The sequence below is a fragment of the Flavobacterium sp. N2820 genome, assembly GCF_025947285.1.
In the GTDB taxonomy this organism is placed as follows: Bacteria; Bacteroidota; Bacteroidia; order Flavobacteriales; family Flavobacteriaceae; genus Flavobacterium.
Genome location: NZ_CP110008.1, coordinates 2,687,857 through 2,709,744, shown reverse-complemented (window position 1 = coordinate 2,709,744; position 21,888 = coordinate 2,687,857). Strand labels below are relative to the sequence as shown.

The 21,888-nt window shown below is 31.7% G+C and carries 20 protein-coding genes; 16 read left to right on the top strand and 4 right to left on the bottom strand.

Going from position 1 to position 21,888, the window contains the following annotated elements:
• The first annotated feature begins 24 nt into the window (after window positions 1-24).
• Together OLM52_RS12730 and OLM52_RS12725 are read left to right on the top strand one after the other, a co-directional pair.
• Window positions 25-3,225: a DUF2723 domain-containing protein gene (locus OLM52_RS12730; RefSeq protein WP_264548875.1), complete on the top strand. Its 3,201-nt coding sequence runs from the start codon at window positions 25-27 to the stop codon at window positions 3,223-3,225.
• Between the two features lie 77 nt (window positions 3,226-3,302).
• A complete protein-coding gene (locus OLM52_RS12725; RefSeq protein ID WP_264548874.1) occupies window positions 3,303-3,941 on the top strand; it encodes a polysaccharide deacetylase family protein in 639 nt (212 codons plus the stop codon).
• On the opposite strand, the gene OLM52_RS12720 is transcribed toward OLM52_RS12725, so the two are convergent.
• Window positions 3,938-4,234: a thioredoxin family protein gene (locus tag OLM52_RS12720; RefSeq protein WP_264548873.1), complete on the bottom strand. Its 297-nt coding sequence runs from the start codon at window positions 4,232-4,234 to the stop codon at window positions 3,938-3,940. The genes OLM52_RS12725 and OLM52_RS12720 overlap by 4 nt on opposite strands.
• A 75-nt stretch (window positions 4,235-4,309) precedes the next feature.
• Window positions 4,310-5,539 carry a metallophosphoesterase gene (locus tag OLM52_RS12715; RefSeq protein WP_264548872.1) on the bottom strand — a complete coding sequence of 410 codons (1,230 nt, stop codon included), beginning with the start codon at window positions 5,537-5,539 and terminating at the stop codon, window positions 4,310-4,312.
• Window positions 5,540-5,662: 123 nt separating this feature from the next.
• Here OLM52_RS12715 and polA point away from each other — a divergent pair, with 123 nt between their 5' ends.
• The 5 genes from polA to OLM52_RS12690 all read left to right on the top strand — a co-directional run bounded on the left by polA (window position 5,663) and on the right by OLM52_RS12690 (window position 11,398).
• Window positions 5,663-8,515, top strand: coding sequence for a DNA polymerase I (gene polA, locus OLM52_RS12710; RefSeq protein WP_264548871.1), 2,853 nt, complete (start codon window positions 5,663-5,665; stop codon window positions 8,513-8,515).
• 86 nt (window positions 8,516-8,601) lie between these two features.
• On the top strand, window positions 8,602-9,018 hold the full coding sequence (locus OLM52_RS12705) for a DUF1493 family protein (protein WP_264548870.1): 417 nt from the start codon (window positions 8,602-8,604) through the stop codon (window positions 9,016-9,018).
• A 69-nt stretch (window positions 9,019-9,087) separates the two neighbouring features.
• Window positions 9,088-9,342, top strand: coding sequence for an autorepressor SdpR family transcription factor (locus OLM52_RS12700; protein WP_111566189.1), 255 nt, complete (start codon window positions 9,088-9,090; stop codon window positions 9,340-9,342).
• 3 nt (window positions 9,343-9,345) lie between these two features.
• Window positions 9,346-9,987: an SdpI family protein gene (locus OLM52_RS12695; RefSeq protein WP_264548869.1), complete on the top strand. Its 642-nt coding sequence runs from the start codon at window positions 9,346-9,348 to the stop codon at window positions 9,985-9,987.
• A 43-nt stretch (window positions 9,988-10,030) separates the two neighbouring features.
• Window positions 10,031-11,398 (top strand): serine hydrolase domain-containing protein, encoded by a 1,368-nt coding sequence (locus OLM52_RS12690; RefSeq protein ID WP_264548868.1) that lies wholly within the window; start codon window positions 10,031-10,033, stop codon window positions 11,396-11,398.
• A 1-nt stretch (window position 11,399) separates the two neighbouring features.
• Here the strand turns inward: OLM52_RS12690 and OLM52_RS12685 are convergent, their stop codons facing one another.
• Window positions 11,400-12,422, bottom strand: a complete 1,023-nt coding sequence (locus OLM52_RS12685) for a LacI family DNA-binding transcriptional regulator (protein ID WP_264548867.1) — start codon at window positions 12,420-12,422, stop codon at window positions 11,400-11,402.
• A gap of 269 nt (window positions 12,423-12,691) precedes the next feature.
• Between OLM52_RS12685 and rplM the strand changes: the two genes are divergently transcribed.
• The 9 genes from rplM to OLM52_RS12640 all read left to right on the top strand — a co-directional run bounded on the left by rplM (window position 12,692) and on the right by OLM52_RS12640 (window position 21,174).
• Window positions 12,692-13,147: a 50S ribosomal protein L13 gene (gene rplM, locus OLM52_RS12680; RefSeq protein ID WP_264548866.1), complete on the top strand. Its 456-nt coding sequence runs from the start codon at window positions 12,692-12,694 to the stop codon at window positions 13,145-13,147.
• Entirely contained in the window at window positions 13,147-13,533 is a 387-nt protein-coding gene (gene rpsI, locus OLM52_RS12675; protein WP_041124304.1) for a 30S ribosomal protein S9, read from the top strand. The genes rplM and rpsI overlap by 1 nt, the downstream gene beginning before the upstream one ends.
• A 193-nt stretch (window positions 13,534-13,726) precedes the next feature.
• Window positions 13,727-14,488: a 30S ribosomal protein S2 gene (gene rpsB / locus OLM52_RS12670; protein ID WP_041124303.1), complete on the top strand. Its 762-nt coding sequence runs from the start codon at window positions 13,727-13,729 to the stop codon at window positions 14,486-14,488.
• 138 nt (window positions 14,489-14,626) lie between these two features.
• Window positions 14,627-15,448, top strand: coding sequence for a translation elongation factor Ts (tsf, locus tag OLM52_RS12665; protein WP_264548865.1), 822 nt, complete (start codon window positions 14,627-14,629; stop codon window positions 15,446-15,448).
• A gap of 106 nt (window positions 15,449-15,554) precedes the next feature.
• Window positions 15,555-19,265: a TraB/GumN family protein gene (locus OLM52_RS12660; protein WP_264548864.1), complete on the top strand. Its 3,711-nt coding sequence runs from the start codon at window positions 15,555-15,557 to the stop codon at window positions 19,263-19,265.
• A complete protein-coding gene (locus OLM52_RS12655) occupies window positions 19,265-19,924 on the top strand; it encodes a queuosine precursor transporter (protein WP_264548863.1) in 660 nt (219 codons plus the stop codon). The genes OLM52_RS12660 and OLM52_RS12655 overlap by 1 nt, the downstream gene beginning before the upstream one ends.
• On the top strand, window positions 19,914-20,474 hold the full coding sequence (locus OLM52_RS12650) for a DNA-3-methyladenine glycosylase I (protein ID WP_264548862.1): 561 nt from the start codon (window positions 19,914-19,916) through the stop codon (window positions 20,472-20,474). Before OLM52_RS12655 ends, OLM52_RS12650 begins: the two co-directional genes overlap by 11 nt.
• A 3-nt stretch (window positions 20,475-20,477) precedes the next feature.
• Window positions 20,478-20,690 (top strand): VF530 family protein, encoded by a 213-nt coding sequence (locus OLM52_RS12645; protein WP_264548861.1) that lies wholly within the window; start codon window positions 20,478-20,480, stop codon window positions 20,688-20,690.
• 13 nt (window positions 20,691-20,703) lie between these two features.
• Window positions 20,704-21,174, top strand: coding sequence for a hypothetical protein (locus OLM52_RS12640; RefSeq protein WP_264548860.1), 471 nt, complete (start codon window positions 20,704-20,706; stop codon window positions 21,172-21,174).
• On the opposite strand, the gene aat is transcribed toward OLM52_RS12640, so the two are convergent.
• Window positions 21,171-21,806, bottom strand: a complete 636-nt coding sequence (aat, locus tag OLM52_RS12635; RefSeq protein WP_264548859.1) for a leucyl/phenylalanyl-tRNA--protein transferase — start codon at window positions 21,804-21,806, stop codon at window positions 21,171-21,173. The genes OLM52_RS12640 and aat overlap by 4 nt on opposite strands.
• Window positions 21,807-21,888 lie beyond the last annotated feature (82 nt).

Below are 21,888 nucleotides of genomic sequence, written 5' to 3'. Positions count from 1 at the left end.
TGAAATTCAGAAACCAATTTTTATATGACTTCATTCAATTTTAAAAAATGGAACACCATTTTAGGCTGGACCGCTTTTGCAATTGCATTAATTACTTATTCATTAACTGTTGAACCTACCTTGAGTTTTTGGGACTGTGGCGAATACATTGCAACATCTGCCAATTTAGAAGTTGGACATCCACCAGGAGCTCCTTTATTTCAAATGCTTGGAGCGTTTTTTGCTATGTTTGCTTTTAGTCCAGACAAAATTGCATTGATGGTTAATTATCTTTCTGTTTTTTCAAGCGCTTTTACAGTACTTTTTATGTTTTGGTCATTAACCATGATACTAAATAAAGTAGTTGGAACTGCAAAAGAAGTTTCAAACAATCAAAAGATAATGATTTTAGGAAGTGCTTTTATTGCTTCTTTAACCTTTACTTTTACAGATAGTTTTTGGTATAATGCAGTGGAAGCCGAAGTATATGCAATGGCAACCTTTTTAATTGCATTACTATTTTGGTTAGGGTTACGTTGGGAACAAGAGCTTGAAACACCTCGAGGAAACAAATGGTTGTTAATTATTTCATTAGTCATTGGATTATCTTTTGGAGTTCACTTTATGGCACTTTTGGCTTTCCCAGCCATTGGATTTCTTTATTTCTTTAAAAAATACAAAACCGTTACGGTAAAAAGTTTCTTAATTGCCAATGTTGTCATTGTTGCTATTTTACTTTTTATATTCAAATTATTACTACCATATACATTAGCTTTTTTTGGGAAAACCGAAATTTTTATGGTTAATAGCCTAGGATTACCATTTAATTCGGGAACTATATTTGCTTTTTTATTAATTATTGCTGCCTTTTATTTCGGCTTAAATTACACCAAGAAGAAAGGTCATGTTTTTTACAATACTTTAATTCTAGCTACACTTTTCATCTTAATTGGATTCTCAACTTGGTTTATGCTACCAATTCGCGCAAATGCCAATACGCCAATTAATGAAAATAAGCCGTCTGATGCTGCAGAAGTTTTAGCATATTATAACAGAGAACAATATGGAGAACAGAAATTATTTTACGGTCCGCAATTTTCTGACACGTATGCCGGTTTAGATCCTGTAACCCCTTATTTAGACGGCAAACCAAATTATGAGCGTGATTACCAAACTGGAAAATATGTAATTACTAACAACTTTAAAAACGCTGCTCAAAACAGTCACGATGACCACAAAGCTTTACTCCCTAGAATGTGGAGCAACGAACACAATGTGAATTACATGACTTTCGGCGAACCGTTAGAATTTAGAATTAATCCAGAATATTCACATGAAGATGAATTGGTTCAAATAGTAACTGATTTTAGAAGAGCATATGCAACAGGTGAAGTTGATTTAAAAGGATATGACAAATTCTTACAAACTTATGGTGAATATTTAATTGTAGATAAACCAAGCTTTGCTACAAATATGAAATTCATGGTTCAATATCAATTTGGCTATATGTACATGCGCTACTTACTATGGAACTTTGTTGGAAGACAAAACGACGAACAAGGTAGGTATGAGGATTTAAAAGGCAATTGGATTAGTGGAATTAATATCATTGACGAATTTTTTATTGGTTCACAAAAAAATCTCCCATCGGATATAGCCAACAATAAAGCGCGTAACATTTACTATGGAATTCCATTTATTTTGGCATTAATTGGTTTTATTTTCCATGCAAAACGCGACAAAAAGAGTTTTTATGTATTATTAGTATTATTTTTATTTACTGGATTAGCCCTTAAAATATATTTAAACGAGAGACCATTCGAGCCAAGAGAACGTGATTATGCATTAGTTGGTTCGTTCTATGTATTTGCAATGTGGATAGCTTTCGGAATTTATGCAATATTTGATTGGATTAAACAATATTTAGCTCCTAAAATTGCAGTTCCAATTGTGTTAGTTGTTTGTTTATTAGCTTCACCGGTAATAATGGCTAAAGAAAACTGGGACGATCACGACCGTTCAGGTAAATATACCGCACTTGCTATGGCAAAAGCATATTTAGACTCATGCGAGCCCAATGCAATTTTATTCACCATTGGCGACAATGACACCTTTCCACTATGGTATATGCAAGAAATTGAAGGTTATAGAACCGATATTAGAATTGTGAATACTAGCTTATTCATGACCGATTGGTACATTGACCAAATGAAAATGAAAACACACGAATCCGCTCCAATTCCAAGCTCGTTTAATAGAGAACAATATAAGGGTAGTAGAAGAGATTATAGTTTATATGTTGAACGAACTGAAAACCCATTACTACTTGACGAAATGCTAAAATTCATTGCTTTAGATGATGAACGAGCTAAAATAACTATGGATAGTGGTAATAAAGTAAATTATTTTCCATCCAAAAAAGTAATACTTCCTATCGATAAAAATACAATCATAAAAAATAAAGTGGTTAGCCCAAAATTTTATGATTCAATTGTGCCACAAATTGAATTTACGATTAAGGATAGAGCACTCTATAAAAATCGCTTAATGATGCTAGACATTGTAAATGAAAACAACTGGAAAAGACCTATTTATTTCACTGGAGGAAGCAACGGTGAAGATGATTACATCTGGATGAAAGATTACCTACAATTAGACGGAATGTGCTTTAAACTAGTTCCTATTAGAACGCCAGTAGAAAATCCAAATCCAATGGAAATGGGATGTATTGATTCGGATAAAATGTATGATATTGTAATGAAATGGGATTGGGGAAATAGTGAAAGCCCAAACATATATCACGATCCAGAAACTCGCAAAAACAGCATTTCATATCGAACTAATTTAGCTCGACTAATGCAAACATTACTTAACGAAGGTAAAAAAGAAAAAGCTGAAAAAGTTATTGATTTAGCAATGGCTAAAATGCCTTTGGAATATTTTGAATATTATTCATTATTAGAACCTTTTGCAGAAGGATATTATAAAGTAGGACAAAGAGAAAAAGGCCAAAAAATACTTTCTAAATTGATAAGAAAACAACAAGAAATGCTAACATTTTATAGCTCTTGGAAAGCAAGTGATCAAGAATTTAGTGCTATGGATATAATGTTGGATATTGAACAATATAGAAGTTATTTAAAAGTTGCAAAAAATGCAAATGATTTAGAATTCTACAATAAAGAAAAAGTAAAATTCAATAATTACAACAAAATGTTAGCTCATTTTGGAAGAAAAATGGAATAACTAATTTCAAAAAACATAAAATGTTCCAAATGAAAGAAATTTCGTTTGGAACATTTTTTTTATGCTAATTTTACAAAATGAACTTCAATTGGGTAAAAACAAATAGTTTGATAAAAAAAGTATTTAATAATCTGGTTTGGGATATTCCAAATTCAGATAAAAAAATCTTTTTGACCTTTGATGATGGCCCAATCCCTGAAATAACCGAATGGGTTTTAGATATTTTAAAATCAGAAGAAATCAAAGCTACATTTTTTTGCATTGGAGACAACATCAAAAAACATCCTGAAGTTTATAAAAGAATACTTGCTGAAGGCCATCAAACAGGAAATCACACTTTCAATCATTTAAACGGTTGGAAAACCAAGACTAACCATTACATCGATAATTTCAAGCTGTGCGAAACTGAATGCTTAAAACTGAACTCTGAACATTCGTTTTTATTCCGTCCTCCTTACGGGAAAATTAAGCCAAGCCAAACGAAAGCAATTCGAAATTTAGGATACAAAATAATAATGTGGGATGTATTGAGCTATGACTTTGACCCAAACATAATTCCCGAAAAATGTCTAAAAAATGTAATCTCAAATACAGAACAAGGAAGCATTATCGTATTTCACGATAGCAAAAAAGCAGAAAAAAATCTGAAATATGCACTGCCAAAAGCAATACAAATTTTAAAAAATAAGGGGTTTGTTTTTGATGTAATTTCTTAGGCTTGTTCTTGCACTAAAGAAATCAATGTATTGGCATCAAGTTCGCCGCTTTGTCTCCATACCATTTGACCTTCTTTATAAATCATTAAAGTAGGTAAACCTTTGATACGAAGCGCGTCAGCTAATTCCTGATTTTTATCCACATCAATTTTAATTACACGTGCTTTATCACCTAAAGCAGCTGCTACATGACGAATTACCTCATTCATAGCCATTGAAGGTTCATTCCACTCTGTAAAAAAATCGATTAGCACAGGTACTTGAGCATCGATAAGTTCTCCAAATTTTGACATAAATTGAATTTATTAGTATCAAAAAAATTAATTTTTCACACGAAAATAATATACAAATGTAGCATTTTTACTGAATTACGCTACTTTTTCTCCTTTTTTTAGTTCAATAACCGTAATTTCGGGCATAATACCTACTCTTCCAGGATAAGCATGAAAGCCAAATCCACGATTTACATAAATATATCTTCCTGCATTTTCATACAATCCAGCCCATTGCTTGTAAACATATTGCACTGGACTCCATTTTATCCAACCCGGAATTTCAATTCCAAATTGAAATCCATGCGTATGTCCCGAAAGCGTTAAATGATACTGATTTTCATCGTGCTGAATTTTCTCATCCCAATGACTTGGATCGTGACTCATTACAATTTTAAAATCTTCTTTCGTTAAACCTTTTGAAGCCAAATTTAAATCGCCTCGTTCACCAAATTTTCTGCCCCAGTTTTCAACACCAACAATTGCTATTTCTTGATTGTCTTTTTTAATTTTAATATGTTCATTTAACAACAATTTAAAATCTATTTTATCATGAATCGCTTTTATTCCCTCAAAATTTGACTTCTTTTCGGCTTGTGATTTCCAATCTATATATTCACCATAATCATGATTTCCTAAAACAGAAAACTTTCCAAGTTTTGGATGATGAATTCCTTTAAAAGTATTAATCCATGGATCCATTTCGGTTGCATGTGTATTTACAATATCACCCGTAAATAATACCATATCAGAATTTTGCTCATTAATCAAATCAATCGCATATTGAATTTTCTCGGCATCATCAAAACTTCCACTATGAATATCTGAAATATGCGTTATAGTCGTTCCATCAAAAGCATCTGGCAAATCAGGAAAAAATAAGGTTTGTTTAATTACTTTGAAATTATATTTTCCAACGGTAATTCCGTATAAAAATGAGGCAAATGGAATCGCTGCAACTCCAAGTGCAATTTGGCTTACAAAACGTCTTCTTTCTGGTAAAAAACTTTCGGAACCGCTTTTTGTTATCACACCAAATAATCCAGAAAAAAAACGAACAATATCTTCTCCAAACAATATAACAGTTAATAATAATTTTGGAACATAAAGCAATAACAATAAACCAAAAGTCAACATTGTCTTTGGTGTTTGCCCTACACTTCTATCAAAATGATACAATTGATAAACGATATAAAATAAAGCAATTGCTGATGTTACATAATAAAATACAAAAAACCACTTCGATTTAATCAAAGTCTTAAACGCCTGAAAAGCATAGATTTCCAGAATGATAACAAATACTAAAAAAACAATCCAACGAATCATTAGCTCTTTTTTTTGCAAAGTAAGGAACAAGTTAGACAAATTGATGCTGCATTAAATGAATTTTAACAAAGTTTTTTTAAGCAAAGAATTGTACTTTTACATTTTAAATGAAATTTCAGAACAATGTCACAAAAACGTCTTTTCCTTCTTGATGCCTACGCGCTTATTTTTCGTGGGTATTATGCTTTTATAAAAAATCCTCGTATCAATTCTAAAGGAATGGATACTTCCGCTATTATGGGATTCATGAATTCTTTAATGGATGTCATTAAACGCGAAAAACCAGATCATTTAGCGGTAGCTTTTGATAAAGGCGGAAGCGATTATCGTTTTGAAATGTACCAAGAATACAAAGCGCACCGTGACGAAACGCCAGAAGCGATTAAAATTGCGGTTCCGTACATTCAAGAATTATTACGCGCCATGCATATTCCAATTATTGAAAAAGCAGGTTTTGAAGCCGATGATTTAATTGGAACATTAGCCAAACAAGCCGAAAAAGAAGGCTTTCAAGTGTTTATGGTAACACCTGATAAGGATTTTGCACAATTGGTTTCGGAAAATATTTTTATGTATAAACCCGCCCGAATGGGGAACGATATTGAGATTTGGGGAATTCCTGAAGTCTTAGCAAAATTTGAAATCGAACGTCCTGATCAAGTAATTGATTTTTTAGGAATGATGGGTGATTCTGCCGATAATATTCCTGGATTACCGGGTGTGGGTGAAAAAACAGCTAAAAAATTCTTAGCAGAATACGGTACTTTAGAAAATTTATTAGCCAATACGCATCAGCTAAAAGGTGCGATGAAAGAAAAAATTGAAGCCAATAAAGAATTAGGCCTTTTATCCAAAAAACTAGCCACTATCCTACTCGATTGTCCCGTGACATTTGATGCCGAGGATTACGAATTATCAAAACCCGATGTGGAAAAAACTGATGCTTTGTTTCAAGAATTAGAATTCCGTCAAATGAAAGCGCAGTTTGATAAATTATTTGGTTCTGGGAAAGAATACGACGAAATTGATGCCAACGGAAATATTTCTGAAATTCCACAACCCATTAAAAAAGCGCCAGCTAAAAAATCAAACGAAGACCAATTTGATTTGTTCGGTTTTAGTGACGAATCGGACGAACCAACAGCGAATCATTCGTATTATGCAACGTTAGAAAATACAACGCATTTTTACCAAATTATTCAAGGTGATTTGCCTGTAAAATTATTATTACAGAATTTATTAAATCAAACTTCGGTTTGTTTTGATACTGAAACTACTGGAATTGATGCTTTAAATGCAGAATTAGTAGGAATGTCATTTTCTTTCGAAAAAGGAAAAGGATTTTATGTTCCGTTTCCAGAAAATCAGGAAGAAGCTCAAATTCTAATTGAAAAATTTAGACCGTTTTTCGAGAATGAAACCATCGAAAAAATCGGTCAGAACATGAAATACGACTTGAAAATTCTTTCGAATTACAACATGCAAGTCAAAGGAAAATTATTCGACACCATGATTGCGCATTATCTGATTAATCCTGATATGCGTCATAATATGGATGTGTTGTCGGAAACGTATTTAAAATATGCGCCAAAATCAATTGAATCTTTAATTGGTAAAAAAGGAAAAAATCAATTGTCAATGCGCGATGTTCCTTTGGAAGATATAAAAGAATATGCGACTGAAGATGCCGATATTACCTTCCAATTAAAAGAACATTTCCAACCGATTTTAGAAAAGGTAGGCACGAAAAAATTGTTTGACGAAATCGAAATTCCGTTGGTTCCTGTTTTAGCTGATATGGAAAAAGAAGGCATTCGCTTAGATGTTGAGTTTCTAAAAAGTATGTCGGTAGACATGCAAAAAGAAATCGATGCGTTTGAACAACAAATTTATGAAACCGCTGGTGAGAAATTCAATTTGGCATCTCCGAAACAATTGGGCGATATTTTATTCGACAAACTAAAAATTGGTGGTGCAAAACAAAAGAAAACCAAAACGGGTCAATACGCTACAGGTGAAGAAGTGTTGAGTTATTTAGCTAACGAACATCAAATTGTGCGCGATATTTTAGAATGGCGTCAAATGGTGAAATTACAAAGTACATATATTGATGCTTTACCAAATCAAGTTGACAAAAAAACGGGGAGAGTTCATACCGATTATATGCAAACGGTTGCTGCTACAGGTCGTTTGAGTTCGAATAATCCAAATTTACAAAATATTCCAATTCGTACCGAAAGAGGAAGACAAATTAGAAAAGCATTCATTGCACGCGATGAAAATTACACGCTACTTTCTGCCGATTATTCTCAAATTGAATTGCGTATTATTGCGGCTTTGTGTGGTGAAGAAAACATGATTAAAGCGTTTCAAAATCACGAAGATATTCACAAAAGTACAGCTGCAAAGGTATTCAATGTGTCTTTAGACGAAGTAACAAAAGAGCAAAGAAGTCACGCCAAAACCGTAAACTTCGGAATTATTTATGGGGTTTCGGCTTTTGGATTGAGCAACCAAACCAACTTATCTCGAAAAGAAAGCGCGGAATTGATTGAAGCGTATTATCAAACGTATCCAAAATTAAAATCGTTTATGACTTCGCAAGTAGATTTTGCCAGAGAAAACGGTTATGTCGAAACCATTTCAGGAAGAAGACGTTATTTAAAAGACATCAATTCAGCCAATGCGATTGTTCGTGGTGGTGCGGAACGAAATGCAGTGAATGCGCCAATACAAGGTTCGGCTGCAGATATCATTAAAATTGCTATGATCAACATTCATAAAAAACTAACGGCTGAACATTGGAAATCAAAAATGCTATTACAAGTACATGACGAATTGGTATTTGACGTGCACAACTCCGAATTAGAAAAAATTCAACCAATGATCAAACACGAAATGGAAAACGCTTTCAAAATAGCAGTTCCGTTAGATGTGGAAATTGGATTGGGTAAGAACTGGCTGGAAGCGCATTAGGAAAGTGGTCAGTGGTTAGTTACAGTTGGCAGTTGGATTAGGTTTTGTCATTTCGACGAAGGAGAAATCACAAAATGTGATGTTTTATGGATAAAATATTAGAAAAAGAAATAATTGATTTCATTGAAACAGAATATTGGAAATCCAATCTTCAGTCGAATTCTGATATTTTTACTTTATTGAAAATTGATGGTGATGATTGCGAAGAATTACTTTCTAAATACGCTGAAAAATATAATGTCGATATGAACAATTTTCTATGGTATTTTCATTATCAAGAAGAAGGAAGTTTAACATTCAATCTTGGAAGTTTGTTTTTTAAAAATCCACACAATAGAGTTAAAGAAATTCCAATTACACCAAAAATGTTAACTGAATTTGCTATTTCAAAAAAATGGAATGTCAAATATCCTGAACATAAACTCCCAAAATATCGCTTTGATATGCTAATCAATTGGATATTTTTATTACTTGTTATTATTAGTATAGCAATCTATTTATAATTTATTTATTCTCAATCCTTTTGCCATTTCAAATAATATTTAGATATTTGTCTAAATATATAAATTAATATGAACGCAATTTTCAAAGCCTTAAACGACGAAACCAGAAGAGATATTCTGGAATTGCTGCGTAAACAGGAAATGACAGCTGGCGATATTGCGGACCAATTTCATATTTCAAAACCTAGTATTTCGCATCATTTGGATATTTTAAAACGTGCCGATTTAGTTACTAGCGAAAAAAAAGGACAATTTGTAGTCTATTCATTAAACACTACCATTGTTGATGATATTTTAAAATGGATTATTACACTAAAAAAATAAAGTATGGAGAAGTTTAAAAAAGAAATTCCGTTTTTAGCAATTGCTTTAATTCCTTTTGTTTATCTAATTTACATTTGGAATCGTTTACCAGAAAAAGTACCTATGCATTGGAATGGCGCTGGAGAAATTGATCGTTATGGCGATAAAAAAGAGCTAGTTGCCGTCTTATGTATGTTGGTTGGAATAACCTATTTTGTTTTTCTAATTATTCCTTATGTTGATCCAAAGCAAAAATTACAAAATATGGGCAACAAACTAAATAACCTGCGAATGATTCTAACCTTATTCATGTCGGGATTAGCGGTTTTTATTTTGTACAGTGTGCAACAAAAAAGCAGTAATCCAGGATTTGTGTTTGCAATTATTGGCTTGCTTTTTGCATTCTTAGGTAATTATTTCAAAACTATAAAACCAAATTATTTTATTGGCATCAAAACACCTTGGACATTAGAAAATGAAGAAGTATGGAAAAAAACACATATAATGGGCGGAAAATTATGGTTCGTTGGTGGGCTTTTAATGGCGTTGACATTTTTGTTACCAAACGAAATGCAATTATATAATTTTTTAGGAATTACTGCCGTTATTAGTATTGTTCCCATTGTATATTCGTATTTGGAATTCAAAAAAATCAAAAATCAGTAACAAAATAAAATCTAAACTACTAATTAGGAAAACAGAAAATATTATGAAAAAATTAGTCCTTTTTGTATTTGCTTTTTCGAGTTTCACTTTTGCTCAAGATAAATTCACTAAAATTGATAGTTTGCTAAACTATTTGTACGAAAACAATAAATTCATGGGTTCGTTAACCATTCGTGAAGGTGAAAATGTAGTTTTCAATAAAGCATATGGTCTTACTGATGTAGAAAAAGAGATCAAAGCCGATCGATTAACACGTTATAAAATAGGTTCGATATCCAAAACGTTCACCGCCGTAATGATCATGCAATTGATTGAAGAAAAAAAAATAGGGCTACAAACTAAATTAGCTCGTTTTTATCCGAAGATGGCTAATGCGGAAAAAATATCAATTTATGATTTATTACACCACAGAACGGGTATTGTAGATTTTGTTAATCAAGATACTACTTTTCATAAAGTAATAGACAAAAAACACTCAAAAGAAGCTATTTTAAATGTAATCACAGCTTACGAACCTGTTTTTGAACCCGGAAGTAAATACGAATATAGCAATTCAAATTATTTCATTCTAGGTTGCATAATTGAAAAGTTGACTAAAAAATCATACGCGGAAAATTTACAAATTCGCATCGTAAAAAAGGCTGAATTAGGAACATTTGAAAACAAAACCGAAATGACTGACAAAGGAGCGGTACTGAACAACGTTTTTATTCCAACAACATATTATAAAGAAGAAGCTACAAACACTGCAAATAAAGAAAGTTATTCCTATTATTTTAATGGAACAAATTGGGTAAAATCGTTAGAAAATCACAATTCTATTCCTTTTTCTTCTGGCGGAATTACTTCTACAACAGCAGATTTAACTAAATTTATTTATGCGCTTTTCAATGGAAAATTAATAAAACAAACTTCTTTAGACCAAATGAAAGAAATCAAAGAAGGGTATGGAAAAGCGTTAATTCAATTTCCTTTTGGAGAACGAAGATTTTATGGTCATGGTGGAAGAATCGAGAATTTTAATTCAATGTTAGGTTATTATCCTGCTGAAAAATTGAGTTTTTCATTAATAACAAATGGCGATAATTATATTCAAAATGACATTACTATAGGCATATTAAGCATTTATTACAAAATGCCTTTCCCGTTTCCACAATTTATGAAAATGGATGCGACTGAATTGGCAAAATTCACTGGAACTTACATTTCAAAAGACTTACCAATTAAAATTACAATTTCTGAAAAAAATGGCGAATTATTTGCTCAAGCCACAGGACAAAGTGCGTTTCCGCTAACCTTTAGAGAAGAAAAGACGTTTGTTTTTGCAGCAGCCGGAATTGAAATGGTATTTGAAGACAACTCCTTTGTATTAAATCAGGGCGGAATGAAGTTTAATTTCACGAAAGAATAAACTACAACTTCCTTGTAGACTCTCTCTGTCTCAACTCGGTTTTTATAACAACTGTTTGATGTTGATAAAATTCGTCTTTAGTGGTTAGTTTGTTGATTAGTAATTCGGCAGCTTTGGCTCCTATTTCTGGTGCATGTTGACTTACCGTTGATAAACTTGGTGTTAATCTTCGCGACCAAACACCATCAGCAAAACCAATAATATTTAATTCCTCTGGTATTCTGATCCCTTTTTTGATGGCTAACTTCATTGCCATTGTAGAAGCATGTTCGTCCAATGCAAATACTGCATCAACTTTTTCTTTTTGAAATAAGTTTGCTAGTTTTGAGTCAAACAATTCAATATCGTTTTCAATAATTAACAGATTATGATTGACCGTTGTGTGATTTTCTTCTAATGCTTTTTTGTAACCGTTAAATCTTAATTGACCAACGCTTAAATTACCAATTGTAGAAAGTAACGCAATTTTTTTACTTCCCAATTTGATTAAGTGTTGTGTTGCCTCATACGAAGATTCAAAATCATCTACAATTACTTTATCACAAACAATATTCTCTGCAACTCTATCAAACATTACAATTGGGGTGCCGCTATTGATAATGTCTTTAAAATGTTGGTGTTCTTTTAACGATTGGGTTTCTTCAGCAACAGCCACAATAAAACCATCAATTGTTCCATTATTTAACATATCCATTACTTGCATTTCTTTATTGTAAGATTCATTTGAAATACCTGTAATTACATTGAACCCTTTTTCTAAAGCTGTTTTTTCAATTCCACTAAAAACTTTTGCAAAAAAAGGATTCAAAATATTTGGAATAATTACACCTATAGTATTGGTTCGTTGATTTTTTAAATTTTTTGCAATACTGTTTGGCTTATAATTCTGCAATTTTGCATATTCCTGAATTTTAATTTTAGTTGCTTCACTAATTTCTGGACTATCACTCAACGCTTTTGAAACTGTAGAAATTGACACTTCAAATTCCTTTGCTATTTGTTTTAAGGTTGCTTTTGCTTTCATATGCATTACTTATTGCTTTTTTGTTTAGTATCGTTACCTAATATTAAGTGTTTGTATGAACTTAAAATTATATATTGCGATTTGACACCTTTAATTTAAAAAGTAAAAATACATTATTTTTACAATTGAAATACCAAAAAAACGTAATAAAAATTGGTTCCTTAACACCACTTAATAATATTTTTCATCACCCTATTTGCAATTCTAATAAATATTTGTACTTTTGCACTCCCTTTATTGGGGATGGAATGTTTAATTAAAATAATATTATGGACGCATTAAGCTACAAAACGGTTTCTGCTAACAAAGCTACAGTTGAAAAACAGTGGATTGTTGTAGATGCTGAAGGTCATAACTTAGGTCGTTTATCAACAAAAGTAGCAATGCTTTTGAGAGGTAAATACAAGCCAAGTTATTCACCGCACGTTGACTGTGGAGATAACGTAATTGTTATCAACGCAGAAAAAATCAACCTTACTGGTAACAAGTTAGATGACAAAACGTACATCAGACACACAGGTTACCCAGGAGGACAAAGAACTCTAACTGCTAAAGTAATGCAACAAAAAAACCCTGCATTATTAGTAGAAAAAGCTGTAAAAGGGATGTTACCTAAAAACAAATTAGGAGCACAACTTTTCAGAAATTTAAATGTAAATGTTGGTTCTGAGCACAAACATGCAGCTCAACAACCAAAAACAGTTAACCTAAACGATCTTAAGTAATGGGAGTTATTCACAAAATCGGTAGAAGAAAATGCGCTGTTGCACGTGTTTATGTTTCAGAAGGAACAGGAAAAATCACTGTAAACAAAAGAGAATTTAGTAACTACTTCCCTACTGCTACTTTACAGTACAAAGTTATGCAACCAATGTCTATGACAGAAAATGCAACTAACTTTGACGTTAAAGTAAACGTTTATGGAGGTGGAGCTACAGGACAAGCAGAAGCTGTAAGAATGGCTATTGCTAGAGCAATGTGTGAAGTTGAGGCTGAAAACAGAGCTATCCTTAAACCAGAAGGATTACTAACAAGAGATCCAAGAATGGTAGAACGTAAAAAATTCGGTCAGAAAAAAGCACGTAAGAGATTCCAATTCTCAAAACGTTAATATTCGATATTTATCAGAATATATTTTCAGATTTATTTTTACAATTAAAATTGAATTAAAAACAAAGTTGTCGATATTCCTTGTAAAAAGGGAATTAGTTTAGCATCGAAATGCAGTCCAAAGTCTTAAAGTCAATTGACTTAAAGCGAAAAAGGTGACGCATTGCTAATCACGGAACGTAAACTATTACACAATGGCAAACAAAATTGACGTTAAAGAGTTATTAGAAGCAGGTGTACATTTCGGACACATGACTCGTAAATGGGATCCAAACATGGCTCCTTACATTTATATGGAGCGTAATGGTATTCATATCATTAACTTATATAAAACTGCAGCTAAAATTGAAGAGGCTAATGAAGCTTTGAAAAAAATTGCTGCATCTGGTAGAAAAGTATTATTCGTTGCTACCAAAAAACAAGCGAAAGATATCGTTGCTGAAAAAGCAGCAGCTTGTAACATGCCTTACATCACTGAAAGATGGCCTGGTGGTATGTTAACAAACTTCGTAACTATCCGTAAAGCTGTTAAAAAAATGGCTTCTATTGATAGAATGAAGAAAGACGGTACTTTCATGACTTTATCTAAAAAAGAAAGATTGCAAGTAGATCGTTTACGTGCAAAATTAGAGAAAAACTTAGGTTCTATTGCTGATATGTCTAGACTTCCAGCAGCTCTTTTTGTAGTAGACGTTAAAGCTGAGCATATCGCGATCAAAGAAGCTCAAAAATTAAACATTCCAGTTTTCGCAATGGTTGATACGAATTCGGATCCACGTCCAATTGATTTCGTTATCCCTGCAAATGACGATGCTTCTAAATCAATCGATAAAATTTTATCTTTAGTATCTGCTGCATTAGTAGAAGGTCTTTCTGATAGAAAAGTTGAAAAAGATGAATTACCAGCTAAAGAAGTAGAAGCTACTGAAGCTCCTGCTACTGAAACTGAAGCATAAATAAATTAAATTCCAAGAATTAAATTCCAAATTCCAAACTTGTTCTAACTTTTAGTTAGCAATTTAGTAAAATTGGAATTTGGGATTTAGTAATTGGAATTTTTTACTTTTATAAACAACAAATAAAAAACATACAAAATGGCAAATATTACTGCTGCAGACGTAAATAAATTAAGAACTATCACTGGTGCTGGAATGATGGATTGTAAAAAAGCATTAGTGGAAGCAGAAGGAGATTTCGATTTAGCTATCGAAAACTTAAGAAAAAAAGGTCAAAAAGTGGCTGCAAACCGTTCAGATAGAGAATCTACTGAAGGTGCTGCAATTGCTGTTGTTAGCGCAGATAAAACTGCTGGTGTTGCAATTACTTTAAATTGTGAAACTGACTTCGTAGGTAAAAACGAATCTTTCGTTAAATTAGCTACTGATTTAGCTAACCAAGCTTTAAACTATGCTACTAAAGAAGAATTATTAGCTTCTGATTTCAATGGAATTACTGTTGCTGAAAAATTAATTGAGCAAACTGGAGTTATTGGAGAAAAAATTGAAGTAGGTTCTTTTGAAAGATTAGAAGGTGCTTTTGTTGGATCATATATCCACGCTGGTAAAATTGCTACTTTAGTTGCTTTATCTGCAAATGTTGAAGGAGCTGACGAAGCTGCTAAAAACGTTGCAATGCAAGCTGCTGCCATGAACCCAATTGCTTTAAACGAAGCTGGTGTTGATGCTGCAATCATTGAAAAAGAAATTGAAATCGCTAAAGAGCAATTAAGAGCTGAAGGTAAACCAGAGGCAATGTTAGATAACATTTCTAAAGGAAAAATCCAACGTTTTTACAAAGACAACACTTTAGTAAATCAAGATTACATTAAAGATGGTTCTATGAGCGTTGCTGCTTACATCAAATCTGTAGATGCTAACTTAGTAGTTACAGGATTTAGCAGAGTAGCTTTAGGATAATTCATTCTAAAATACATATAAAAAAACCTTATTTCTTTAACAGATTTAAGGTTTTTTTTATTTCTAAAAAAATGTATATTTGGGGTAAACGTAAAACAATTATCTCTTGAAAAAATATTGCTTCCTTTCTGTTCTGTTCTTTACATCTCTACTTTTTGCCCAAGAAAAAAAATACCAAAGTTTACTGTGGGAAATTAGCGGCAATGGTTTACAAAAAAAATCATATGTTTATGGCTCGATGCATGTAAGTGATAAAATTTCGTATCACTTATCCGATGCCTTTTTTACTCACCTTCAGAAAGCGGACATCGTTGCTAATGAAAGCGAACCAAGAACTTGGACTTCACTTTTTGACATGTTTAGCTTTTATAACCAATACACCAATAACGGCTCTTTCTATACAAACTTCTATATCAATCCAATTGAAAAAGATGATTTATATTCCCTTTTTAGAAACAGCAACTACAATTTAGTGAGTCTGCTAACTCGTACAAATGAAACAAACAAAGAATACCAAGAAGAAACGTATTTAGACATGTTTATTTACCGAACAGGTAGAAAATATAATAAAAAAACTGTAGGCTTAGAGGATGTTAAAAGCTCAACAATCAACATTATGCGAGCTCAAGCAAACATGGATCAAAAAGAAGTGGATAAAAACCGCCAAGCAATTTTAAAAATATTAAAAAATAAATCATACAATGAAGCCTTAACCGATTTTTATCGTGAAAAAGACTTAGATATGATTGACTCACTTTCAATATTGAGTTCTCCACAAAGTTATTTGAAAGCTATGCTTTTTGATCGAAATGTAGAAATGGTTAAAAACATGGACTCAATCATGAAAACCGGGAGTTTGTTTAGTGCAATTGGAGCGGCACATCTGCCAGGTGATAAAGGAGTAATTGAATTGCTTCGCAAAAAAGGATATACCGTAAAACCTATTTTTGATGCGTATACAGACAAAGGAAAATCAGCAAAAAAACAAATTGAAGAATATTTTATCAAACCCGAATTAACAACAAAAACAACAGCTGACGGAGTAATCTCATTACCATTATTTGAAATTGTTTTAGAAAATGGTGAAGATTTAGAATCACCAGATTTAGCAAATGGAGGCTTCATCAATGTAAAACGAAATCTGCTAAAAGATTTTTTAAACAAAAACAATAAACCTTTCAATCCTAAAACGCTTGACAGTTTATTTTATGAAAATATACCGGGTGAAATTTTAGAGAAAAAAGCCTATCAAGAAAAAAATTATTGGGTATACGATATCAAAAATAAAACCAAAACTGGAAATGCTCAACGCTACAGATATTATATCACTCCGCTAGAAATTATTACCGTGATTATGGGTGGTGAAGGCGATTATGTAAGAAAATTTGAGGATGAAATTTTTTCGAAAATAACCTTAAAAGAAAGCACAGAAAATTGGGAAACTATAAAACCTAGAAAAGGGAATTTTGAAATACAATTCCCTAGTTATTTTGCTTATAAGGGTAATAAAGCAAATGAGAAAGACAATACAGATATGGCAATTTTTGGAGTAGCTAATAATCAAAAAACACATTATTTTTTGATTGAAAAAACACTCCAAGAAATTGATGATTTAGAAAATTCAGAATATGAATTAAAACGTATTCATAAAGAATTCTATAACCAACATGATATTGACTCTACACATACAAAATTTGACAAACAGCGCTTTGAATTTACATCACAATCTAAATTTGAAGACAAAGAAATTGCACTTAAATCTGTTTTAAAAGGAAATAAATACTATTTGCTAGGTGCTATTAATGCAACAAAAGATGATACAAAAAAATTCTTTCAATCTTTTCAAATTCAACCTTCAATAAGTAACGAAAAATATAAAACATTTTCAGATTCAATTACAAATTTTAGCATTGAAATTCCTGAAAAACAAAACGAGCATTTAGATTTTGCCGTCGATAAAGATTACACTATTGGTCAAAAAAAGAAAAACCATTTTGTTTCAAAATCAAAAAATTATCAATTTTTAGGCAGTAATGGCTCATTTGTCGAATTGTCATATTACAAATATCATAAATATGAATCGGAGAAAAGTATGGATTCTATTTGGAAAAACTACAAAGCAAGAATCACAAAAAAAGGAAAACAAACCGACTCCGTTGATGAAGAAATTATAGAAATTTCGGACGAAGTATCTGAAGAAATCGAAACTGAATTTGACAACTATCATATATCAAATTGGAATGAACTTTTGTTTGGAATAAAAAAAGACAGTGAACTAACTATTATTTCAGAAAAAACAACCGTTGACAACGGTACAAATTCGCATGTGTATGAAGCTATGGTTTCTAAAGAAAACTCAAATCAAGCCACAAAACACAAATTGGTCTTTAATAATGGGCGAATTTATGAGCTTAAAACATTAGTAGATAAAAATTATAAAAATGATGATGCATTTGTGGAAAAAACGTTCAATTCCTTTCAAGTAACTTCTGAAGCAGGAGAAAATGTTTTCGAAAATAAAGTAGACCTATTTTTAAATGATGTAAGAAGCAAACATGACAGTATTCGCTATTCTGCCTTAAAATCAATTCATTATTTGAAATTAGAAGAAAAAGATTTGCCTAAAATAAAAACCTTTATCAATACCTTCAAATTTAATGATGATGAAACTGAAATTTTAGGGGATTTATATGAAAAAATTGGCCGAATAAAATCTGACAATACGATTGATTATTTAGAGAAAGTTTATAAAAAAGAAAATGTAAATACGGTAATTCAATTTGCAGTTTTAAGAGCTTTGTCTTCTCAAAAAACAAAAAACGGCTACCTTAAAATAAAAGAATTACTTGAATATGATTTGCCAATTTCTGATAATGAATATGAGATTTCGGGCTTGTTTGAATATTTTGAAGACGATTTAGAAAACAGTCAAGTGCTTTTTCCTGAAATTTTTCAATATTACAGCATCAAAGAATATCATGAACCAATTGTGAGTTTTACATACAAATTGGTACAAGCTAATTTAGGCAATTCGAAAAAATTAAAGTCCTACAAAAAAATGATTTTAACGAATGCAAAATTAGAATTTAAACGTTTATCGAGCTGGAAAAACAAACAAAACATCAAAGATAAAGACGAAGAAAATTATTATGAAGAAGACGATTATGCGCCAATTAGTGATTTTATGAGCTATGCTCATATTTTGTATCCGTTTAAAAATGAAAAAGAAATACAACAACTTTTTGAAAAAAGCAGCAACTTAAATATTGATGAATTAGACATCGCTTTAGCCGAACTTGAATTAGAGAAAAGTAAGTCGATTGAAGAAAAAACAATCAATAAAGTGATTACAAATCCAAAATCACAATTTATTGGTTATTTAATGTTAAATCATGCCAAACAAAAAGAACATTTTGAAAAAATAGATGCAAAAGATATTGCTGCATCTGCAATTGTTTATGCAGAGGAAATTGATTCCAAAAAAGATTCACTAGCCTTTTATGAAACTAAAGAAATCAAATTCAATTCAAAAAAAATCATCTATTATTTTTTCAAACGAATAAATATTGAAGAAGATTCTTATCAAACAAATAAATCACAACTCACAGGAATTGCCTTTATAACTGAAGGCTCAACGCCAAACATTAAAGGATATTATAAACTAACTTCTAAAACTTATTTAGAAGAAAAAGATATAAATTCGTTACAAAATGCAATGATTGATGAATCGCTAAACGATAATCATCCAAGAGTTTCCTACGGAAAACTCAAAGATCAAATAAATAGTTATGGAAACGATTATGATGATGAATATTAATGTTTCATAGGAAAAAAGATATAATTTATGTTGTATTAGCTGGAATTTTTATTACCAACGCTTTAGTTGCGGAATTAATTGGCGGAAAATTAATTTACATTGGCGACGTAGTTATGAGCTTAGGAATTCTACCTTGGCCAATTGTTTTTATCACAACTGATTTAATCAACGAATATTTTGGTGAAAAAGGCGTAAAAAAGCTTTCGTTTTTAACCGCCGGATTAATTGCTTACACTTTTTTTCTACTACTAATTGGACTCAATATTCCTGCGGTAAAAGGTGAAGGATTAATTTCAGACGAACAATTTAATGCGGTTTTTGGTCAAAGTATGTGGATTATTGTTGGAAGTATCGTCGCATTTCTAGTTTCGCAATTAATTGATGTTACTATTTTTCATTTTGTAAAAAACAGAACCGGTAAAAAAATGATTTGGCTAAGAAGTACAGGTTCTACTTTGATTTCACAGCTTTTTGACAGTTTTATTGTGCTCGGAATTGCCTTTTGGTTACCCGGAAAAATTGACACAAAAATGTTTATTGCATCTGCTTTTACGGGATATTCGGTTAAATTGCTAATTGCGGTTGGCTTAACCCCTTTAATTTATCTTGGACATTATTTAATTGATACTTATTTAGCAACAGAGAAAAATGACAACTAAACAACGATGCGCTTGGTGCGAAAAAGACGATTTATACCGCAATTATCACGATAACGAATGGGGAAAACCAGTGTATGATGATGCAACTATTTTCGAATTTTTGATTTTAGAAACATTTCAAGCGGGATTGAGTTGGTACACTGTTTTGGCTAAAAGAGAAAACTTCCGAAGAGCATTTGAAAATTTCGATTTGAAAAAAATTGCGAATTACTCGGAAGAAAAAATGGCAGAATTAGCAGAAGATACTGGAATTATAAGAAACAAATTAAAAATCAAAGCAACGGTTTCTAATGCGCAAGCTTTTATAAAAATACAAGAAGAATTTGGAAGTTTTTCAAAATATATTTGGGGATTTGTTGATGGAAAACCAATTGACAACCAACCCAAAACTTTAAGCGAAGTTAAAGCAACCACGCCCATTTCTGATGCCTTAAGTAAAGATTTGAAAAAACGTGGATTCAAATTTGTAGGTTCAACAGTGATGTACGCCCATATGCAAGCCACTGGAATGGTAAATGACCATATTACCGAATGTTTTACACGAAAATAAATTATGAGCAACGACCCACTTCACGGAAAACCTTTAAAGGAAATTGTAGAACAATTAGTAAACTTCTACGGATTTGACACGTTAGCCGAATTAATCAACATCAACTGTTTTAAAGAAAATCCCTCGGTAAATTCAAGCTTAAAATTCTTAAGAAAAACCGATTGGGCTAGAAAAAAAGTAGAAGAATTGTATGTGAGAACGTTGCCTAAGCTTTAATATTAATTGATTTATGAAATCATTAATCTATTTATTTATTTCTCTACTTATTCCATTCATTGTTTTTTCTCAAACAGAAGAATACAGACGTGAATCTGTTTTAAAAAAAGGAATAATTAATAAAACTTTTACTTTTGGGAAATGGGATGAAAAAGGAAATGATGAACTAAATTTAACCTATTTAGGAATCATTAAAAGCAAAACAACTTCTTATAAAGTAATGACATCACTTTGGATTTGGGGATCAGGTAGAGCAACAAGCAGAATTTTATTCTATGATATTAACAATAATTACATCGGCGAATATTATTTAACTATGTCTTATGAATTACCAAAAAACATAAGTAACAATAAACTAAACTTCAGCTTAAATGACGATTGTAAAGGAAAAACAGAAGTTTCCTTTGAAAAAGGAATTCCAAAACATCTCGTATTAAATTGTAATAAATCAAACTATCTAGCAAGTAGTTTTGAAAAAAACTAAACCTTCAACACCACCATAAAATCTTCTCGATCTATTTCTACACAACCTAAACTCGCTAAATGATCGTTGTAGACCTGGCAATCTAACAAATGATAATTGGCCATTTCTAATTGTTTTGCCAACGCTATAAAAGCCAATTTACTAGCATTAGAAACTTTTGAAAACATACTTTCTCCACAAAAAACGTGACCTAAATCAACGCCATACAAACCGCCTACTAATTCTTCATTTTCCCAAACCTCAACACTTTTTGCTATGCCTAATTCGTGAAGTTTGCAGTATGCTTCAACCATATTATCCGTAATCCAAGTGCCGGGCTGATCTTTTCTTGAAATCTTTTTACAGTTTAGAATTACCTCTTTAAAAGCAGTGTTGAAAGTTACTTTGAACTTTTTCTGATTGATAATATTTCGCATGCTTTTCGAAATTTTTAAATCTTCAAAAAACAACACCATTCGTTCCGGTGGGCTCCACCATAAAATAGGCTCATCGTCTTCAAACCAAGGAAATATACCCGAATTATATGCCAAAATGAGTCGTTCTGGAGACAAATCGCCTCCAAAAGCAACAATTCCTTCAGGTGAAGCAGTTTCCACTGGTGGAAAATATAATTCTTTGGTTAAAAAATACATCGTTTTAAATTTAGAATTTAGAAATTAGAAAAAGAAAAAGTCAGAAATTATAAAACTTCTGACTTCTAAATTCTGACTTCTA

What these genes read in the sequence shown, in the direction of transcription:
- OLM52_RS12690 (WP_264548868.1), top strand. Translation starts at nt 10,031, where the DNA reads ATGAAAAAATTAGTCCTTTTTGTATTTGCTTTTTCGAGTTTCACTTTT.
- OLM52_RS12725 (WP_264548874.1), top strand. Translation starts at nt 3,303, where the DNA reads ATGAACTTCAATTGGGTAAAAACAAATAGTTTGATAAAAAAAGTATTT.
- OLM52_RS12715 (WP_264548872.1), bottom strand. Translation starts at nt 5,539, where the DNA reads ATGATTCGTTGGATTGTTTTTTTAGTATTTGTTATCATTCTGGAAATC.
- polA (WP_264548871.1), top strand. Translation starts at nt 5,663, where the DNA reads ATGTCACAAAAACGTCTTTTCCTTCTTGATGCCTACGCGCTTATTTTT.
- OLM52_RS12685 (WP_264548867.1), bottom strand. Translation starts at nt 12,422, where the DNA reads ATGAAAGCAAAAGCAACCTTAAAACAAATAGCAAAGGAATTTGAAGTG.
- OLM52_RS12645 (WP_264548861.1), top strand. Translation starts at nt 20,478, where the DNA reads ATGAGCAACGACCCACTTCACGGAAAACCTTTAAAGGAAATTGTAGAA.
- rpsB (WP_041124303.1), top strand. Translation starts at nt 13,727, where the DNA reads ATGGCAAACAAAATTGACGTTAAAGAGTTATTAGAAGCAGGTGTACAT.
- OLM52_RS12695 (WP_264548869.1), top strand. Translation starts at nt 9,346, where the DNA reads ATGGAGAAGTTTAAAAAAGAAATTCCGTTTTTAGCAATTGCTTTAATT.
- OLM52_RS12640 (WP_264548860.1), top strand. Translation starts at nt 20,704, where the DNA reads ATGAAATCATTAATCTATTTATTTATTTCTCTACTTATTCCATTCATT.
- OLM52_RS12655 (WP_264548863.1), top strand. Translation starts at nt 19,265, where the DNA reads ATGTTTCATAGGAAAAAAGATATAATTTATGTTGTATTAGCTGGAATT.
- OLM52_RS12650 (WP_264548862.1), top strand. Translation starts at nt 19,914, where the DNA reads ATGACAACTAAACAACGATGCGCTTGGTGCGAAAAAGACGATTTATAC.
- tsf (WP_264548865.1), top strand. Translation starts at nt 14,627, where the DNA reads ATGGCAAATATTACTGCTGCAGACGTAAATAAATTAAGAACTATCACT.
- aat (WP_264548859.1), bottom strand. Translation starts at nt 21,806, where the DNA reads ATGTATTTTTTAACCAAAGAATTATATTTTCCACCAGTGGAAACTGCT.
- rpsI (WP_041124304.1), top strand. Translation starts at nt 13,147, where the DNA reads ATGGGAGTTATTCACAAAATCGGTAGAAGAAAATGCGCTGTTGCACGT.
- rplM (WP_264548866.1), top strand. Translation starts at nt 12,692, where the DNA reads ATGGACGCATTAAGCTACAAAACGGTTTCTGCTAACAAAGCTACAGTT.
- OLM52_RS12730 (WP_264548875.1), top strand. Translation starts at nt 25, where the DNA reads ATGACTTCATTCAATTTTAAAAAATGGAACACCATTTTAGGCTGGACC.
- OLM52_RS12705 (WP_264548870.1), top strand. Translation starts at nt 8,602, where the DNA reads ATGGATAAAATATTAGAAAAAGAAATAATTGATTTCATTGAAACAGAA.
- OLM52_RS12720 (WP_264548873.1), bottom strand. Translation starts at nt 4,234, where the DNA reads ATGTCAAAATTTGGAGAACTTATCGATGCTCAAGTACCTGTGCTAATC.
- OLM52_RS12700 (WP_111566189.1), top strand. Translation starts at nt 9,088, where the DNA reads ATGAACGCAATTTTCAAAGCCTTAAACGACGAAACCAGAAGAGATATT.